18 protein-coding genes and 1 tRNA gene are annotated in these 16,854 nt (G+C 70.3%); 12 read left to right on the top strand and 7 right to left on the bottom strand.

Annotated elements, in window-relative coordinates:
• Positions 1–181: 181 nt before the first annotated feature.
• A complete protein-coding gene (locus ACNF49_RS21610; RefSeq protein WP_357964244.1) occupies positions 182–1,381 on the bottom strand; it encodes a hypothetical protein in 1,200 nt (399 codons plus the stop codon).
• A 112-nt stretch (positions 1,382–1,493) separates the two neighbouring features.
• On the opposite strand from ACNF49_RS21610, the gene ACNF49_RS21615 reads away from it, so the two are divergent.
• The 3 genes from ACNF49_RS21615 to hutH are packed head-to-tail and all read left to right on the top strand — an operon-like array spanning position 1,494 to position 4,363.
• On the top strand, positions 1,494–2,045 hold the full coding sequence (locus tag ACNF49_RS21615) for a hemerythrin domain-containing protein (RefSeq protein WP_352331522.1): 552 nt from the start codon (positions 1,494–1,496) through the stop codon (positions 2,043–2,045).
• A 44-nt stretch (positions 2,046–2,089) separates the two neighbouring features.
• Positions 2,090–2,797 (top strand): ArsR/SmtB family transcription factor, encoded by a 708-nt coding sequence (locus ACNF49_RS21620; protein ID WP_482944804.1) that lies wholly within the window; start codon positions 2,090–2,092, stop codon positions 2,795–2,797.
• Positions 2,798–2,812: 15 nt separating this feature from the next.
• Positions 2,813–4,363 (top strand): histidine ammonia-lyase, encoded by a 1,551-nt coding sequence (gene hutH, locus ACNF49_RS21625; RefSeq protein ID WP_358002038.1) that lies wholly within the window; start codon positions 2,813–2,815, stop codon positions 4,361–4,363.
• 45 nt (positions 4,364–4,408) lie between these two features.
• Here hutH and ACNF49_RS21630 read toward each other — a convergent pair whose 3' ends face one another.
• Entirely contained in the window at positions 4,409–5,491 is a 1,083-nt protein-coding gene (locus ACNF49_RS21630; protein ID WP_482944805.1) for a Rid family hydrolase, read from the bottom strand.
• 96 nt (positions 5,492–5,587) lie between these two features.
• On the opposite strand from ACNF49_RS21630, the gene ACNF49_RS21635 reads away from it, so the two are divergent.
• From ACNF49_RS21635 to ACNF49_RS21645, 3 genes are read left to right on the top strand one after another with little or no spacing between them, the layout of a single operon-like run.
• Positions 5,588–6,505 (top strand): LysR family transcriptional regulator, encoded by a 918-nt coding sequence (locus ACNF49_RS21635; RefSeq protein WP_357964237.1) that lies wholly within the window; start codon positions 5,588–5,590, stop codon positions 6,503–6,505.
• A gap of 29 nt (positions 6,506–6,534) precedes the next feature.
• Positions 6,535–7,485, top strand: a complete 951-nt coding sequence (locus ACNF49_RS21640) for a chorismate-binding protein (RefSeq protein WP_482944806.1) — start codon at positions 6,535–6,537, stop codon at positions 7,483–7,485.
• Positions 7,482–8,312, top strand: a complete 831-nt coding sequence (locus ACNF49_RS21645; protein ID WP_357964233.1) for an aminotransferase class IV — start codon at positions 7,482–7,484, stop codon at positions 8,310–8,312. The genes ACNF49_RS21640 and ACNF49_RS21645 overlap by 4 nt, the downstream gene beginning before the upstream one ends.
• 47 nt (positions 8,313–8,359) lie before the next feature.
• On the opposite strand, the gene ACNF49_RS21650 is transcribed toward ACNF49_RS21645, so the two are convergent.
• The gene (locus tag ACNF49_RS21650) at positions 8,360–9,751 is read right to left on the bottom strand and encodes an LVIVD repeat-containing protein (protein WP_482945560.1); all 1,392 of its coding nucleotides are present in this window, start codon (positions 9,749–9,751) and stop codon (positions 8,360–8,362) included.
• 85 nt (positions 9,752–9,836) lie between these two features.
• Between ACNF49_RS21650 and ACNF49_RS21655 the strand changes: the two genes are divergently transcribed.
• Positions 9,837–10,448 carry a DUF305 domain-containing protein gene (locus ACNF49_RS21655; RefSeq protein ID WP_482944807.1) on the top strand — a complete coding sequence of 204 codons (612 nt, stop codon included), beginning with the start codon at positions 9,837–9,839 and terminating at the stop codon, positions 10,446–10,448.
• 59 nt (positions 10,449–10,507) lie between these two features.
• On the opposite strand, the gene ACNF49_RS21660 is transcribed toward ACNF49_RS21655, so the two are convergent.
• Positions 10,508–10,924: an SsgA family sporulation/cell division regulator gene (locus ACNF49_RS21660; RefSeq protein WP_020547189.1), complete on the bottom strand. Its 417-nt coding sequence runs from the start codon at positions 10,922–10,924 to the stop codon at positions 10,508–10,510.
• Between the two features lie 451 nt (positions 10,925–11,375).
• Between ACNF49_RS21660 and ACNF49_RS21665 the strand changes: the two genes are divergently transcribed.
• Positions 11,376–11,447: transfer RNA gene (locus ACNF49_RS21665), tRNA-Val, on the top strand.
• 104 nt (positions 11,448–11,551) lie between these two features.
• On the opposite strand, the gene ACNF49_RS21670 is transcribed toward ACNF49_RS21665, so the two are convergent.
• The 3 genes from ACNF49_RS21670 to ACNF49_RS21680 form a co-directional block, all read right to left on the bottom strand.
• Positions 11,552–12,364, bottom strand: a complete 813-nt coding sequence (locus ACNF49_RS21670) for a tyrosine-type recombinase/integrase (RefSeq protein WP_482945561.1) — start codon at positions 12,362–12,364, stop codon at positions 11,552–11,554.
• A gap of 195 nt (positions 12,365–12,559) precedes the next feature.
• Entirely contained in the window at positions 12,560–12,712 is a 153-nt protein-coding gene (locus ACNF49_RS21675; RefSeq protein WP_347624618.1) for a CopG family ribbon-helix-helix protein, read from the bottom strand.
• An 83-nt stretch (positions 12,713–12,795) separates the two neighbouring features.
• On the bottom strand, positions 12,796–12,972 hold the full coding sequence (locus ACNF49_RS21680) for a helix-turn-helix domain-containing protein (RefSeq protein WP_482944808.1): 177 nt from the start codon (positions 12,970–12,972) through the stop codon (positions 12,796–12,798).
• 158 nt (positions 12,973–13,130) lie between these two features.
• Here ACNF49_RS21680 and ACNF49_RS21685 point away from each other — a divergent pair, with 158 nt between their 5' ends.
• The 4 genes from ACNF49_RS21685 (at position 13,131) to lanL (ending at position 16,751) form a co-directional block, all read left to right on the top strand.
• Positions 13,131–13,409: a hypothetical protein gene (locus tag ACNF49_RS21685; protein ID WP_482944809.1), complete on the top strand. Its 279-nt coding sequence runs from the start codon at positions 13,131–13,133 to the stop codon at positions 13,407–13,409.
• A complete protein-coding gene (locus ACNF49_RS21690; RefSeq protein ID WP_357964224.1) occupies positions 13,406–13,573 on the top strand; it encodes a hypothetical protein in 168 nt (55 codons plus the stop codon). Before ACNF49_RS21685 ends, ACNF49_RS21690 begins: the two co-directional genes overlap by 4 nt.
• 19 nt (positions 13,574–13,592) lie before the next feature.
• A complete protein-coding gene (locus ACNF49_RS21695; protein ID WP_482944810.1) occupies positions 13,593–13,781 on the top strand; it encodes a hypothetical protein in 189 nt (62 codons plus the stop codon).
• Positions 13,782–14,126: 345 nt separating this feature from the next.
• The gene (gene lanL / locus ACNF49_RS21700) at positions 14,127–16,751 is read left to right on the top strand and encodes a class IV lanthionine synthetase LanL (RefSeq protein WP_498702814.1); all 2,625 of its coding nucleotides are present in this window, start codon (positions 14,127–14,129) and stop codon (positions 16,749–16,751) included.
• The last annotated feature ends 103 nt before the right edge of the window (positions 16,752–16,854 follow it).

Here is a 16,854-nt window from a genome sequence, read left to right on the forward strand (position 1 = left end):
TCGTGCCGGGCGACGAGAGAACTCTAGCGAATCCTCGCCGAGTCCCCAAACCGGAGCGCTTCCGCGCAGGTCGCCCCGGGTACGGCCCGGTCGCGTCCACCGCCCCGAGGCGGAACCCGGGGCAGGACGCGAGGCGGGCGCCCGGTCAGGCGCCCGGTCAGTGGCCCCGTCAGTGGCCCCGTCAGCGGCCCAGTTGCATGCCCGCCGGATGCGGCCCCTCCGTCTCCAGGCGGTACTCCTGGCCCGACACCGCCCGGTTGTCGTCGATGACCCGCTCCGACGGCGGCTTCTCCCCGCCCATGACCGCCTCCTGCATGCGCGTGAAGCGCTCGTGGGCCTCCTGGACGTACCCGGTGCCCAGCGTGGTGCAGTCGATCTGGGTGGCCAGCAGCTCCCGCAGGTACGCCTTGTTCGGCTCGAACGTCACCGGCGGCGGCAGCTCGGGAGCCAGCACCTGGTCGGGATCACGTCCGTCGAACCGCTTGAACAGCTCGCAGGCCAGCCGCAGGTGCTCGATCTCCATGTTCAGGTGCAGCTCCCAGACGGCCTTCACCCTGGGGTCGGACTCGGTCTCCATGAACGAGTGGTAGAGGTAGCACTCGTTGTACTCGTGGTTGAGCAGCATCTCCCACCAGCTCTCGCCCGGGTCGACCAGCGACTCGTAGTGGGTGACGTGCTCCTCCTCCACCAGGGCGATCTCCTGGTAGAGCTGCCGGGCGATCGGCTCCATGGCCAGCGGCCCGACGTTCATGTAGAAGTTCATGGTCTGCTGCTCGGCCGCCATGACGGTCAGGGCGTGCAGTTTCGACAGCGGCTCGGTGCGGTGCCGGTCGTACGGCTCGCGCACGTTGTCGACCGGGTCCCGGTGGTGCAGGTACGTCGGCCGCCCCGGCATGACCTCGGTGACCCCGTCCACGATCTTCTCGGCCTTGCGGTGCTCGATCATCTCGTAGAGGTTGGCGTACCGGTAGAGGTGGTCGAAGTCCTCCAGCACCCCGAACTGGTACGCCTGCGTCAGGTACGGGTCCGGTTCCATGCGCGCCACCCACGCCGTCAGGTCCACCGCGACCTGCTCGTAGGCGATGGTGGTCTCCAGCACCGACGAGACGCCGGGCAGCAGCCAGTTGACCGCCTTCTGCTGCTGCGCCTCGATGTAGCGCACCCGGGCGAGCTGCCGCTTCAGCTCCAGGTCGGTGCAGTGGCGGGCGAGCTGGTGGCTGAACAGGATCGCCTCGGTCTCGATGCCGTTCATCGTGATGATCCGGCAGCGGGTGTACGGGTCGGCGTGGTCGGGATCGATGGGCGAGACGTTGAGCTCCCGCCAGTCGCGCAGCTGCTCGTCCAGCGGGATGCCCCGCTCCTGAAGTGGGTCGAAGGCCATGTCGCTGCGCCTACCCGCGGCCTGGTGGGGCAACCTCCGCGTTGCGTCGCCGAACGATCCGCGTTCGGTAAGGAGGCGCGTGCCCGACCGGCGCCCGGGTAGGCCGCTGGACGTGGCTGAACACGATGTCATCGACGTGCTGATGGCCCAGCACGGCCAGATCAGGGACCTGTTCGACGAGGTGGAGCAGGCGCCGCCGGAACGGGTGGAGGAGGCGTTCGAGCGGCTGATCCGCCTGCTGGCCGTGCACGAGACCGCCGAGGAGGAGATCGTCCACCCCTACGCGCGCCGGAAGGTGGACGGCGGCCCCGGCGTGGTGGCCGACCGGCTGGCCGAGGAGAACCGGGCCAAGCGCCTGCTCGTCGAGATCGACCGGGCGGGCGTGGACGACCCGGCGTTCTGGGAGAAGCTGGCCGAGCTGCGCACGGCGGTCACCATGCACGCCCGTAGCGAGGAGCGCTACGAGTTCGCCCAGCTCCGCAACAGCACCTCCGTCGTGGAACGCCGGGCCATGGCGGCGGCGGTGCGGGCGGCCGAGGCGGTCGGGCCGCTGCGGCCGCGTCCCGGCGTGGAGTCGGCGACGAAGAACGTGCTGATCGGCACGCCCCTCGCGCTGATGGACCGGGCCCGCGAGATCATCAGGAAGGCCCTGGGGAGCGGCTGACACTTCGTTCCTGGGCGAAATGTCGGTGCGTTAGCGTCGTGGGCATGGAGCACATCGCCCGTGACGCCGACATCGCGCCCGTCGCCGCACTCATCGCCGATCCCACCAGGGCCGCCATGCTCACGGCGCTGCTCGGCGGCCGCGCCCTGGCCGCCGGCGAGCTGGCCAGGGTCGCCGGGGTGAGCGCCGCGACCGCCAGCGCCCATCTGGCCCGGCTGCTCGACGGAAGCCTGGTCGACGTCGTCCGGCAGGGCCGCCACCGCTACTACCGGCTGGCCGGGCACGAGATTGCCGAGGTGCTGGAGACCCTGGCCAGGGTGAGCGCCCGCCCGCCGGTGCGCTCCCTGCGGCAGTCCCGGCAGGCGCGCCTGCTGGAGGAGGCCCGCACCTGCTACGACCATCTGGCCGGACGCGCCGGCGTCGCCCTGCTCGACCGGCTCAGGGACGGCGGCTTCTACGACCGCCAGGACCTCACCTCCGACGGCGAACGGCTGCTGACGGGCCTGGGCGTGGACGTCGAGGGGGCCCGCAGGGCCAGGCGGCGCTTCGCCCTGGAATGCCTCGACTGGACCGAACGCCGGTCGCATCTCGGCGGCGCTCTGGGCGCCGCGATCACCGACGTCCTGCTGGAACGCGGCTGGTACCGGCGGGGATCGGTGCCGCGCGCGGTGGTCCTCACCGACGAGGGCAGGGAGGGGCTGGCGGCGATCTTCCCGAGTAAGGAGCTAACATCGGGTACGCCGGTTACCTAAGCGAGAGAGACGATCATGCGCGACAACGGAGTCGTGAACGTCGGCCCGGAGCCTCTGAGCTTCGACGACGTCATCAAGGTGGCCCGCCACGGCGCCGCCGTCCAGCTCACCGACGATGCGGTGGCCGCCATGGCGGCCGCCCGCCAGCGGGTGGACGAACTTGCCGAGAGCCCCGTGCCCGCCTACGGCGTCTCCACCGGGTTCGGCGCCCTGGCCACCCGGCACATCGACCCCGCGCTGCGCGCCCAGCTCCAGCGGTCGCTGGTGCGCTCGCACGCGGCGGGCAGCGGCCCCGAGGTGGAGACCGAGGTGGTGCGCGCGCTCATGCTGCTGCGCCTGCACACGCTGGCCACCGGCCACACCGGCATCAGGCCGGGCACCGCCAAGACCCTGGCCGCGCTGCTCACCGCCGGCATCACGCCGGTCGTGCACGAGTACGGCAGCCTCGGCTGCTCCGGCGACCTCGCGCCGCTGGCCCACGTGGCGCTGACGCTGATGGGCGAGGGCGTCGTCCGCGACGCCGCGGGGGAGCTCCAGCCGGCCGGGGAGGCGCTCAAGCAGGCCGGCATCGAGCCGGTCGAGCTGGCCGCCAAGGAGGGCCTGGCCCTGATCAACGGCACGGACGGCATGCTCGGCATGCTCATCCTGGCCATCTCCGACCTCACCAGGCTGGTCAGGACCGCCGACATCAGCGCGGCGATGAGCGTGGAGGCGCTGCTCGGCACCGACCGCGTGTTCATGCCGGAGCTCCAGGCCCTGCGCCCGCACCCCGGCCTGGCCAGGTCCGCCGCCAACATGACCAGGATCCTGGCCGGCTCCGGCGTCATGGCCAGCCACCGCGACCCGCAGGCGTGCACCCGCGTCCAGGACGCGTACTCGCTGCGCTGCGCCCCGCAGGTGGCCGGCGCCGCCCGTGACACGATCGCGCACGCCGCCACCGTGGCCGGCTGGGAGCTGGCCAGCGCCGTGGACAACCCGGCCGTGCTCGACGACGGCCGGGTGGAGTCCAACGGCAACTTCCACGGCGCGCCCGTGGGCTACGTGCTCGACTTCCTCGCCGTCGTGGCCGCCGACCTGGCCTCGATGTCCGAGCGCCGCACCGATCGCTTCCTCGACGTGGCCCGCAACCACGGCCTGCCCGCGTTCCTGGCCGACGACCCCGGCGTCGACTCCGGCCACATGATCGCCCAGTACACCCAGGCCGCGATCGTCTCGGAGCTGAAGCGGCTGGCCGTGCCCGCCAGCGTCGACTCGATCCCCAGCTCGGCCATGCAGGAGGACCACGTCTCCATGGGCTGGTCGGCGGCGCGCAAGCTGCGCAGGTCGGTCGACGGGCTGACGCGGGTGCTGGCCGTCGAGGTGCTCACCGCGGCCCGCGCGCTCGACCTGCGCGCCCCCCTGGAGCCCGCGCCGGCGACCGCGGCCGTGGTCAGGGCGCTGCGCGAGAACGTGCCCGCACCGGGCCCCGACCGCTTCCTCGCGCCGGAGATCGAGTCCGCCGTGCGGCTGGTGGCCGAGGGCGGCGTCGTGGCCGCGGCGGAGTCGGTCACCGGGCCGCTGGACTAGCCCGTCCCGCTCAGCGGGGGAGGGCGACGATCAGGTCCATCTCCATCACCAGCCCCGGCCGGAACAGCTTCGACACCTCGACGGTCGTGCTGGCCGGGGAGTGCCGGTGACGTACCGGTTGCGCACGTCCCTGAGCTGGAGGATGTCGTCCATGTCCGTCAGGTAGGTGCGGATGAAGGCGACGTCCTGCCAGCTCGCGCCCTGGTCGGCCAGGATGCGCGTGGTGACCGCGAAGATGTGCTCGGCCTGGTCCTTCAGCGAGCCGGGGGCGACCACGTGCCCCTGCTCGTCGAAGGCGGCCTGGCCGGAGACGTAGAGCATGTCGCCGACCCGGACGGCGTGCGAGTACGCGCCGTTCGTGGCCGGGATCGTGGACAGGTTCAGCGGCACCGCGCGCGCGGCCGGGCCGCCGCCGACGTGCTCGGCCACCGCCGTCAGGTCGCGCTCGCCCAGCCCGGCCGCCCGCGCCTCCTGGAGGCGTCGCCGGGCGGCCGTGGCCATCGACGCGCCCTCCCAGGCCGCCAGCTCCAGGTCCTTGGCGGCCAGGCCGAGCGAGTACCGGGTCTCGGTGGCGGGCGTGCGCAGCCGTTCGGCGACCTGGCCGAGCGGCGTGCCGGCCAGCACGTCGAGCAGCGCGTCCCGGTCCACGCCGTGCGCCGCCCCGTACGCCAGCGTCTCGGCGACCAGCACCTGCGCGGGCACGATCGCGCTCATGACGGCGATCTTCATCGCCGCGCCGGAGCCCAGCGGCCCGGTCTCGCGCACGCTGCCGAAGACCGACAGCACCTCGCGGCAGCCGGACACGTCCCCGCCGGCCAGCACCACCAGCGAGCCGTCCGCCGCCGGGCCCACGCTGCCCAGCACCGGCGCGTCCACCAGCGCGACCGACGCGGGCAGCAGCTCGCGCAGCTCGCGCACCGCCTCCGGGCCGATCGTGGACATCTCCACCACCGTCGCGCCGGGCCGCAGACCGGGCAGCGCGGCCGTCAGCACCTCGCGCACCGCCCCCGGATCGCTGAGCATGCTGATCACCAGCTCGGCGCCGTCCACCGCCTCGGCGGCCGTCACACCGGTCCCACGCCGCCACGTCGTCACCTTGTGCCCGGCCTCCACGAGTCGCCGAGCCATGGGGACGCCCATGCGTCCCTGTCCGAGAAATGCAATCACGGGAACAGTCAACAGGGATGCGAGGTATTCCACCACCGACTAGATTGCATGGCAGCCATGCACGAGACGAATGCCTTCGACCTCCAAGCCCTCCGCCTCTTCGACGAGGTGGCCAGGAGCGGTTCCTTCACAGCCGCCGCCGAGCTGCTCGGCTACACCCAGTCGGCGGTCTCCCGGCGCATCGCCGCGCTGGAACGGGCCGGCGGCGGCCCCCTGTTCGAACGCCTGCCGCGCGGCGTGCGCCTGACCCCCGCCGGCACGGCCCTGCACCGGCACGCCGTCGCCGTGCTCGACCGGCTGGCCCGCGCCGGCGAGGAACTGGCCGCCATCCACGCCGGGCGCGGCGGCACGCTGCGCGTGGGTGCGTTCGCCACCGCCAACGTCGACCTCATGCCGTCCACGCTGAAGCGGTTCCTGGCCGCGCACCCCGGCGTCGAGCTGCGCATGACGGAGGCGCTGACCTCGCGGCTCATGGAACGCCTGCACGCCGGCGCGCTCGACGTGGCCGTGATCAGCGACTACCCGGCCGGGCTGCCCGCCGAGGACGCCCGGCTCGTCCGGCTCTGCCAGGACCGGCTGCTCGTCGCGCTGCCCGCCGGCCACCCGCTGGCCGCCGAGCCCGACGTGGACCTGCGCGACCTGGCGGAGGAGAGCTGGATCGAGGCCGCGCCGCGCGGGCAGCCGACGCCGCTGGTGGCGGCGTGCGCCGCCGCCGGGTTCACGCCGCGCGGCGGGCTGCGGGTGGCCGAATGGTCGGGCAAGTTCGGGTTCGTCGCCGCCGGGTTCGGCGTGACGCTGGTGCCCGAGCTGGCCGCGCGGGCGGTGCCGCCGAACCTGGTGCTCAAGCCGCTGCGCGAGGCCACCCCCGTCCGTACGGTGTACGCGGCCCTTCCGGAGGTTCCCCTGCCCTCCGCGCTGGAACTGGTCGAGATGCTGGGACAATGGGAGATGTGTACGACGGTTTCGCCCACTTAAACGGTCATCTCGCCACCGGACTCCGCGACGTGACGACCGACCTTGCCGCCCTCGACGGCGAGGGCTGGTGGGCCGTCGTCGTCGACTACGAGGGCAAGGCGACCTGCGCCCGCTTCGACCGCGTGCGCCCGTCCGCGCTGCCCTCGCCCAGGGGCCATTGGCACGGTCCACGTCCGGACCAGTGGCGTACCTCGCTCGACCGCGCCGCCTACGAACGCGGCGTGCGCGCGATCCGCGACCACATCGAGCGGGGCGAGGTCTACCAGGCCAACCTCTGCCGCGTCCTGTCCGCCCCCGTCCCGCCCGGCGCCGACCCGCTGGCGCTGGCCGCGCGGCTGGCCGAGGGCAACCCGGCTCCGTACGCCGCCGTCGTCGACGTGCCGGGGCTGAGCGTGGTGTCGGCCTCGCCGGAGCTCTACCTGTCGCGCGAGGGCGACGTCGTGGAGTCCGGCCCCATCAAGGGCACCGGCGTCACCGCCGCCGACCTGCTGGAGAAGGACTACGCCGAGAACGTCATGATCGTCGACCTGGTCCGCAATGACCTGGGCCGGGTCGCGGCGGTCGGCTCGGTCGAGGTGCCCTCCCTGTGCGCGGTCGAGGAGCATCCGGGTCTCGTCCATCTCGTCTCCACCGTGCGGGCCAGGCTCGCGCCCGGAGTGGGGTGGCCGGAGCTGTTCGCCGCCACATTCCCGCCCGGGTCTGTCACGGGCGCGCCCAAGTCGTCCGCTCTGCGCATCATCAATGAGCTCGAACCGGTCCCCCGGGGGCCCTACTGTGGTGCCGTGGGCTGGGTCGACGCCGACCGGGGCAGGGCGGCGCTGGCCGTGGGCATCAGAACATTCTGGATCTCAGCAGGCGAGATCCGCTTCGGCACCGGCGCGGGCATCACGTGGGGCAGCGACCCCGCGCGTGAATGGTCCGAGACCGAGCTGAAGGCATCCAGGCTCATCTCACTGGCATCCTCAGGAGGAAACGCATGAACATCCCTGTCTGGGTCAACGGGGAACTGATCGACCCCGCGCAGGCCACCGTCTCCGTGTTCGACCACGGGCTCATGGTCGGCGACGGCGTCTTCGAGACGATCAAGATCGTCGACGGCGAGTCGTTCGCGCTCACCCGGCACCTCGACCGGCTCACCCTCTCGGCCCAGCGCATGGACCTGCCCGAGCCCGACGTCGAGGCCATCGCCGAAGGCGTCGGCAAGCTCCTGGCGGCCGCCCCCGCCTGGTCGCTCGGCCGTATCCGCATCACCTACACCAGCGGTCCGGGCCCGCTCGGCTCCGACCGGGGCAACCAGGGCACCACCTCGATCGTCATCGTCGACGAGCAGAAGCCCTTCCCCGAGACCGCCAACGTGGCCGTCGTCCCCTGGCCGCGCAACGAGCGCGGCGCGCTGTCCGGCGTCAAGAGCACCTCCTACGGCGACAACGCCAAGGCCCTGCTGCACGCCAAGAACCAGGGCGCCGGGGAGGCGATCTTCGGCAACCTCGCGGGCGACCTGTGCGAGGGCACCGGCTCCAACATCTTCATCGTGCGCGACGGCCGCCTGATCACCCCCACGCTCGCCTCCGGCTGCCTGGCCGGCGTCACCCGCGCGCTGGTGCTCGAATGGTGCGGCGGCGAGGAGGCCGACGTCCCGCTGCAGGCCCTGTACGAGGCCGAGGAGGCGTTCCTCACCTCCACCACCCGCGACATCCAGCCGATCAGGCTGGTCGACCGGACCGAGCTGCCCACCGCCCCCGGCCCGATCACCGCCAAGGCCATGCGGATCTTCGCCGAGCGCGCCGCCGCCGACCTCAACCCCTGACCCGCCCTCGACAGGGCCCCGCCTCCGGGGCCCTGTCCCTTCATCCGTCAGTACGACTTCTGCGTCTGTACGTTGAAGTCGGCCATCTTCACCTGCTTGGCCGGATCCGTGATCGGGTCGTCGATGCGCAGCACGTCCAGGCCCTCGCGCATGTCGCTGGAGTAGATGTAGCCGTTGTAGTAGTAGGCCGACCACGAGCCGGCGATGCCGCCCTCCGGGTACGGACGCCGCTCGAAGAAGCCGATCTCCTTCGGCGCGGCCGAGTCGGTGAAGTCCCAGATCGACACCCCGCCCTGGTACCACGACTGCACCATGACGTCCCTGCCCTTCACCGGGATCAGCGAGCCGTTGTGGGCCACACAGTTCTCGTCCTTCTCCTGGTTCCGCGGGATCTTGAAGTAGCCGCGGCGTTCCAGTTTGCCGTTCACCAGGTCGTACACGGCGTCGGCGCCCTTGGTGCGCGGCGTGCCGGCGTCGCAGGTGGCCTGGCTGCCGCCGCCCAGCTCGTCCCCGAAGACGACCTTCGTCGCGTCGTTGTTGAACGTCGCCGAGTGCCAGATCTGGAAGTTCTCGGTGTCGCGGATCTGCTGGATCACCCGTGGACTGACCGGGTCGGAGATGTCGAGCAGCACGCCGTCGCCGAAGCAGGCCGCCGCGGCGAGCTTCTTCTCCGGGTAGGCGGTGATGTCGTGGCAGCCCGCGAACATCTGGGTGTTCTGCTGCTGGGGGAAGATGTTCGGCTGCGCCACGACCTTGGCGGACCTGGGGTCGTCGAGCGGGATCTCCACGATCTGGATGTTCTGGTGCGGCGCCGGGCACGTCCGCGAGTCCGGCTCGGGGCCGGGGGAGGAGACGTAGACGTAGAGCTTGTCGTCCGTGGGCACCATGGTGTGCGTGTGGGAGCCGCAGTCCGTGCGCACCGCGCCGACGTAGCGGGGGCTCTTCTTGTCGCTGATGTCGAACAGGCGCAGGCCCTCCCAGTCGCGGGAGTTCTCACCGGAGTCGCAGCCCTCGCCGTCGCGCGGCTCGTCGATCGACAGGATCAGCAGGTCGCCGTGCACGCTGACGTCGTTCTGCTGCGCCGGGCAGGACACCTGGCTCACCGTCTTCGGCTTGGCCGGGTCGCTGATGTCGTAGATCGTGAACCCGGCGAAGTTCCCGACGAACACGTAATCGCCCTGAAAGGCCAGATCGGTGTTGAAGTTGTCGTCCCCGGCGAACGGGCCGGAGCGCGGGACGTTCGCCACGTGCTTGACGTTGGCGCTGGTCAGCACCTCGCCCGTACCCGACGCCGTGCCGGACGCCGTGCCTGACGCCGTGCCGCTCTCCTGCGAGGAGGCCGGCCCCGGATCACCGGCCGACGGCGGTTCCGCCGCGCACGCCGAAGCCAGCAACAACGCCGCGCACAACACCGCTCCGCGCAACTTGGCGAAGATCAACACGCGTCCCCTTTATCTCTCGTGGCTCACTATGGAAGCTATGCCAGCACGTTGGTGGCCGCGTACGATCTCCATCACAGTTGTGATGACATTTGCGCTTTCCGCCTGTTCTCAGCCGCCTGCCCCGGACATCCCGGCCGTCGGGACGGACGCCCCCGTCCTGGTGCCCGCCAGCCCCGGAGCCCCCGCCCGGACGGCGACCCCCGGGGAACGCGTCGGCCCGAGCCCGGCCCCCACCCTCGCCGCCGACGTACGCTTCGCCGAGGCGATGATCCCGCACCACCGGCAGGCGCTGGAGATGACCTCCCTGGTCGAGGCCCGTACGACCACCCCGGTCATCCGCGCGCTCGCCCGCTCGATCACCGCCGCCCAGACCCCCGAGATCAGGTCCATGACCGTCTGGCTCGCCGAACTCGGCCGCCCGGCCCCCGCCGGCCACGACCACGGCGCGGCGGCCGGCTACGGCATGGCCACCGAGCAGCAGCTCAACGCCCTGCGAGCGGCCAAGGGGGCCGCGTTCGACCAGATGTTCCTGCGCCTGATGACCCGGCACCACCAGGGCGCGGTGAAGATGGCGGGGGAGGAACTGGCCGGCGGCCGCGACTACCGCATGCGCCTGCTGGCCAGGGACGTCTACTCCGGCCAGAGCATCGAGATCGAACGCATGCGCCAGGCCGCGACCACGCTCCCGTCCTGACACCGCACATGCCGAGGCCCCGGCGTCGGGGTGGACGCCGGGGCCTCGGGTGTGACGGTTCAGGACGGCCAGAGCATGTTGGTGAGCTCGGCGTCCAGGTCCATGAAGTCGGTCTCGCGCCCCGCGGGCACCTTCTCGTACGTCCGGTGGAGGAACTCCGTGAGGGGGGCCAGCGGCACTTCGAAGAGCGCCTGCCCGAACGGCGAGGTGAGGCTGATGTGCAGGGTGCGCTCGCCATCGGCGCGTGCGGGCCATACCTGCACGTCGCCGTCGCCGACCCGCCGCACGATGCCTACGGTCAGCAGTTCACGAGCAAAGATCCACTCGACCGGCTCGTCGTTCCCTACGTGGAAGGCCATGCGGATGGCATACGGATCGTCGGCTGTGTAGCTCAGTCCGGCGAGCAGGGGGACGGTAGTACGGTCGGGGACCACTAGCCGAAGGCCAAGCTCGGCGGAGACGGTGGTGCTGTTCATCGTCAGCCAAACCTTTTCGTCGTAGGTCCCCTCTTCGGGGCTTTCACTGCTCTGACGGACTTCGTCCTGAGCTATGACGCGGAACGAAGAAACCTGTAGGAAAGATTCCGCCTCAGGGGCCTTCTGTAACGCACATCACAGCTGGACATTTAGGCATCTACCTGGCTAAACGGCATCAATCGGGTCGTATTTGCGAGGGTTTTGCTGTTGTAGAGCCTGCCCCGACGGGCTCGACCAAGAACGTTTCTACCGAAAAGATCGCGATCGGTGTCTTCCGGGACACGTCGATGGTATGACACCGACCCACCACGCCGATGGGCAACCGCCGCCTTTCGCTCGAATCCCTCGCGCCCGGAGCTCCCGAAGATCGCCCCGCGACCGCTCCGTTTCGCCACCACCCCGAGAGTGCGGTATGGTTTTCCCCGTCAGCACCGCAAGGCGCCGACAGGGCGGGCGATTAGCTCAGCGGGAGAGCGCTTCGTTCACACCGAAGAGGTCACTGGTTCGATCCCAGTATCGCCCACTCGTAAGGTGCAGGTGGAGGGGTTTCGGAGATCATCCGAAGCCCCTTCTCTCATGTCTGGGGGGCGACGGGGGTCAATCCGGGGAGCCATCCCGCTCGGATGCTCAACCCGTCGGCTTCTCACCGAAGATGGTGTTCATCGTCTGGGCGCCCTTGGTGATCACTGGTCTGAGCTGGTGGTGGTAGACCGCCTTGGTGACGCTGGTGCCCGCGTGTCCGGCGAGGTCGGCGATCGTCTCGGTCGGTACGCCTTGGTCGCTCATGATCGAGACGAACGAGTGACGCAACTCTCGTGGGCTCCATGTCGTTCCGGGCCCGGCCTGCTTGGCGATCTCGCGGAAGGTGCGCCGCACGTTCGACGCCTCGGGCTGGGTGCCGGCGTTCGTGCAGAACACCAGATCGTGGTCCTCCCATGCCTCGCCGGCCTTGAGCTTGTGGGCGGCTTGGCGGGTGTGGTGCTGTCTGGGCGCTTGGGATGCCGGCTTCGGCAGCTCCAGCGTGCGGGGTGACTTGCGGGTCTTGGTGTCTGCTCCTTCCCGGACGGTCCGCCGGATGTAGATGGCGAACTTCTTGTGCTTGGACCCTGCCTCGGTGACTGGTTGCCACTGCTTGAGGCTCGGTGTCCAGGCGACGACGTGATTCCATCGGAGTGCTCGGGCCTCTTCGGTGCGGATGCCGTGGTGAGGCTGAGCACCACGTAGGCGTTGAGTTCGGACGATTCGGCAGCTTTGAGCACTGCCTCGGCCTGTTGCCGGGTGAGTGCTTTGCTTGGTCGCCCGTCCGTGCCCTTGGGGGTGATGACGAGCTCGGCGACGTTTCCGATCACCATGTCGCGTGCCTGGGCTTGCCGGATGGCTCGTTTCAGTCCCTTGGTGAGCCAGTCTTCGACGGCCTCGCGAACGGTGTAGGTCTCCGATGCGCTGACGCCTGCCTCAAGGTCCTTGACCGCTTTGATCAGCTTGTCCTTGACCGCGGTCTTGGTCCGGCCCTTCCGCTTGAGGCGTTGGCGTCTGCCGTCCGGGCCGAACCCGAGGGAGATGGCTCCTGTGTAGCCGTCCCCCTCGGGGTAGATGGTCGCTTCGTGCTGGCCGGTCAGGATCTTGGTCAAGGGATCACCCCTTCTCGTGGCGGTTGAGGTACTCCTCGATCGCCTTCCTGATCACCCACGACACATCTCGCTCCTGCGACTCGGCGTACCTGCGGAGACGGTCCTTCAGTTCCGTGTCCACCCGTACGGGAGGCAGGGTCGTTCGGTCGCTCGTCATAGACGGCTTCCTTTCGTGTCATGCAGTTATCAAGAGGCGCTGTCCGGGGGTACCCGTCCTGTAGAACTTCGTAGCACGCTGTTCTACACCTCGTCTATCGCTTCGAGGGAAGAGACGAAGTCGGTGAGTTGCTGATCAGTGATCCGGCGGAGTTTGCCGATCTTGATGCTCTTGAGCTGGCCGGTGCGGAGAAGGAAATAGACCTTGTCGCGCCCGACGCTGAGCATCTCCGCGACTTGTTCGACCGTGTATGCCTGCATATGGCATCCCTCCTCTCCCTAATCGAGATCTCTTCGTTGATTACGGATTGTGATCGTCCGTGCGGCCGTCCGTCCGCGTCCGTCACGCCATTTACACGCGCAGACGCGCGGACGGACGCGGACGATTGCGATCCGTTGTCGTTGGACGAGCGACGTGGATGAACACGCGCTACGAAACCACCCTCGCGCACGCCCTGGCAGACGAAGGCGGTGCCCTTTGCGACGACTTGGCCTGTCTCGCCTGTGTGCTGTTCACTGCGTCCAGGACGGGTGACGGGCTGCCTCGACCGGGTGCGCCTGTCGGCCTCCTCGGCGTCATGTCGGTCCCGCCAGTCGTCGTCGCGTTCGTCATCCGGCTCGTCGTTCGGGGGCGGGATCGATGTGGTGAGCAGTTCGGCCAGTTTGACTGGGGGCGGCATCCTGGGGGCACGCCGTGAGCGCGGCCGACAAGGAGGCGTTCTCGCGGGTTCTGGCCGCTGAGCCGGCACCCGGCAATGTCCGGGTCATCGGCATCCGTCCCCACGCTGTCGTCGACGCGCCGGCAGCCGGTGCCATGACGGGGGCGATCGCCAACTTGTCCGGCGGCGCGATCGTCGACTGAGCCGACCGGCTCCCGGCAGGTGATCGCCAAGCGCCGCGCCGTCCTTGACGCCACGCTCGCCGTGGACGACGTGTCCCTGGACGCCGCGCTCAACGCTCCAACGATCACGATCGCCGAGGTCGATGCCCGTATCGGATGCGATGTCGAAGAGTACGGGACCTGGATCCAGGATCCAGGTGTGATGAGCCCGTTCTTTGGGTGTCGCTAGATGTGGCCGTATGTCATTTGCTTGCTGCGGTCCGTCGTCGCCCGCGTCTCGGCGAGGACCGCCGAGCCCGCGCCGGCTCACTGGTCCTGGCGCCAGGTTGCCCCGGAACCCCGTGAACCGCTTCGGGGGCCATTCAACGGACGAAACAAAAAGGCAAATAAATGCGACCGGTAAAGCGGGCCACGCTCTCCTTCGGCCGGGAAACCAGCTTTCACCTCGCATTCAATTCATTTCCCATTCATCTGCAAGAGCACTTGGCGACGCTCGGTTCGCAGGAGAGCGGCGACAGCGGAAGCGGGTTACGTGGGCACGCATTCGGAAGACTCGGCCATTCTGCGCGACATCGTGACCGCCGAACTCGGGCGCGCGGGCGCACGGGAGTGGTCGATCGCCGAGGACGACCTGTGGTGCAAGGTCACTCCCGACGCCTACCCGATGCCCGACCAGGGATGGAAGCTACATGTCTCCGCGACGATGCTCTCCGCCCCGGTGGCGCTCGCCCGCGTCTCGCGAGTGCTCACCGAGGCCCGTTGCGCCTTCAAGTTCCCCGCCCGGCTGAGCGACTATTGGAAATTCCTCGAACCGCACTGCAGCCGGGCGCAGGCCGGGAAGTTCATCACCGCTTATCCCCTCGACGACGCCGAGTCGGTACGCCTGGGCGCCTTGCTCGATGACGTCACCCGGGGACTTCCCGGCCCGGTGATTCTTTCCGATCGTCCGTACCGGGCAGGCGGGATCGTCCACTACCGCTACGGCGCCTTCAGCGGGCATCGTGTGCTCGGCAACGACGGGTTCTACGAGATTCGGCTGCGTTCTCCGGAGGGCCGGCTCGTTTCCGACGAACGGCGGCCGAGTTTCTCCCCGCCACCGTTCGCGATCTGCCCGTTCGAGGTTCCGGTGGCGAGCCGGCGCCCGCGGGCGTCTGCGGTGATGCTCAATGACCGGTTCATCGTCCGTAAGGCCGTACGGCATGCCAACCGGGGCGGCGTCTACCTCGCCGAGGACACCGCCACCGGCCACGAGGTCGTCGTCAAGGAGGGGCGTCCGCACGCGTGCGCCGATCTGAGCGGCCGCGACGCGCGGGATCGGATCGCGGCCGAACGTTCCTGCCTGGAGGCCCTCGCCACGGCCGGGATCACGCCGGCCGTGGTGGACTTCTTCGAGCAGGGCGGCCACACCTTCCTCGTCGAGGAGTTCGTGCCGGGGATCACGCTGCAGCGCTGGTCGGACGAGAATGCCGGGCCACTGGGCGAGGACGGGTTCGGCGGCGCGCCGGCGCAGGTCCTGCCCGTCATGAGCCGCCTGATCGCGTTGCTGAAGACGCTGCACGGCCGAGGCTACGTGTTCGGCGACCTGTCGCCGAACAACGTGATGATCTCGCCCGGCGGCGAACTACGGCTCATCGACCTGGAACACGCGGCCGTGCCGGGCACCACCGTCATGGTGGGCGGGACCCCGGGCTACCTCGCCCCGGAGCTGGCGGGCCACACGGGGGAGTTCCGGCCCGCCCCGCACGCAGCCGCCGACCTCTACAGCCTCGGCGCCATGGCGTACTTCCTGGCGGTCGGGGCCCATCTGGACCCGCCGGGCCCCGACCAGGCGGCCAGGGTGGCGGCGGTGGCAGCGGCCAACCCCACGCTCGCCCTGCTGCGACCGCTGGTGGAGGGCCTGCTGGCGACGGAACCGGAGCGCCGCTGGTCGCTGGACAGCTGCGTTCGCTTCCTCACCTCTCCCGCCCCGGAGCGGGCCGCCCCCCACCACCGCTCCCAGCCGCCGCAGCGGATCGGCCGCCTGATCGACGACGGGATCGCGCACCTGGTGGAGACGATGGACACGAGCGAGGACGCCCCCTCGCCGTGGCCCGACACCGCCGACGGCGTCGAGGCCGATCCGTGCTCGGTCAACGGTGGCGCGGCCGGAATTCTCGGCGTCCTGACGCGGGCCGAACCGCACGCCCCGGCGACTGCCGAACTCGCCCGCTGGTTGAGGCGGCGGCTGGCGGCCGAGGACGTCTGGCCGCCCGGCCTGCACTTCGGGCGCTCCGGCGCGGTGTGGGCGCTGTACGACGCGGCGACGGCCATGGGCGACGCCGAGCTGGCCCGGTTCGCGGTGCGGACAGCGCGGCGGCTGCCGACCGACCACCCCAGCTCCGACGTGACGCACGGACTGGCCGGATGCGGCATGGCGCTCCTGCACATCGCCCTGGCCTCGGGAGATCTCGCGCTTCGGGACCGGGCCGCGGAGGCCTTCCAGAACCTGCATCAGGCGCGGTCGTACGGCAACGGCCACCCGCAGTGGCCGACGCCGCAGACGTTCGACTCGGGGCTGGCCGGGGCCAACCACTTCGGTTTCGCGCACGGCATCGCCGGCATCGGGACCGCGCTGCTCCACGCGGGCCGGGCCCTGCACCGGCCTGACTGGACGGCGACCGTCCACGAGATCGCCCGCGCCCTCCACGAACACGCCGACGTGGACGGCGACACCGTCTGGTGGCCGACGCAGCGCGGCGACCTGTCCACGGTGCGCCCGCGCCGGCCGTACTGGTGCAGCGGCTCCTCCGGGATCGGCTCCTTCCTCGTGAGGTACTGGCGTGCCACCGGCGACTCGCCCGCGTTGGACCTGGCGCGCAAGGCTGCGGCGGCCGTGCACCGTACTCGATGGCAGTCAGGGCCGGTGCCGTGCCACGGACTGCCCGGCGACGGTGAATTCCTGCTCGACATGGCCGATTTCACCGGCGACGACCGCTACCGGCGGTGGGCGCGAGATCTGGCCGGATGTCTGGAGCTGCGCGCGGCCGATCATCGCGGCCGCCTGCTCGTCCCCGGACCCCAGGGAGATTTCCCGCCGACCTTTCTCGCCGGTACGGCGGGAATCGTCGCATTCCTCCTCCGACTGCGCGACCGGTCCGCCCGGTTGTGGATGCCGGAGGAGGACTCCAGGCTCGCCGCTCCCGCAGCGGGACGGCGATGACAGACGGCCGCACCACAGGCGGCCCCGGCATTCACAAGGAGGTGACGACCATGTCCTTCGACGTCGAGGACCTGCAGGCGCTCCAGGAGCTAGAGCCCGGCGC

The sequence above is a fragment of the Actinomadura sp. ATCC 39365 genome, from assembly GCF_054392275.1.

Excerpts from the sequence above, each read along its gene's own strand:
- ACNF49_RS21610 (WP_357964244.1), bottom strand. The coding sequence starts at position 1,381 with ATGGCCTTCGACCCACTTCAGGAGCGGGGCATCCCGCTGGACGAGCAG.
- ACNF49_RS21620 (WP_482944804.1), top strand. The coding sequence starts at position 2,090 with ATGGAGCACATCGCCCGTGACGCCGACATCGCGCCCGTCGCCGCACTC.
- hutH (WP_358002038.1), top strand. The coding sequence starts at position 2,813 with ATGCGCGACAACGGAGTCGTGAACGTCGGCCCGGAGCCTCTGAGCTTC.
- ACNF49_RS21630 (WP_482944805.1), bottom strand. The coding sequence starts at position 5,491 with ATGGCTCGGCGACTCGTGGAGGCCGGGCACAAGGTGACGACGTGGCGG.
- ACNF49_RS21635 (WP_357964237.1), top strand. The coding sequence starts at position 5,588 with ATGCACGAGACGAATGCCTTCGACCTCCAAGCCCTCCGCCTCTTCGAC.
- ACNF49_RS21645 (WP_357964233.1), top strand. The coding sequence starts at position 7,482 with ATGAACATCCCTGTCTGGGTCAACGGGGAACTGATCGACCCCGCGCAG.
- ACNF49_RS21655 (WP_482944807.1), top strand. The coding sequence starts at position 9,837 with ATGACATTTGCGCTTTCCGCCTGTTCTCAGCCGCCTGCCCCGGACATC.
- ACNF49_RS21660 (WP_020547189.1), bottom strand. The coding sequence starts at position 10,924 with ATGAACAGCACCACCGTCTCCGCCGAGCTTGGCCTTCGGCTAGTGGTC.
- ACNF49_RS21675 (WP_347624618.1), bottom strand. The coding sequence starts at position 12,712 with ATGACGAGCGACCGAACGACCCTGCCTCCCGTACGGGTGGACACGGAA.
- ACNF49_RS21680 (WP_482944808.1), bottom strand. The coding sequence starts at position 12,972 with ATGCAGGCATACACGGTCGAACAAGTCGCGGAGATGCTCAGCGTCGGG.
- ACNF49_RS21685 (WP_482944809.1), top strand. The coding sequence starts at position 13,131 with ATGAACACGCGCTACGAAACCACCCTCGCGCACGCCCTGGCAGACGAA.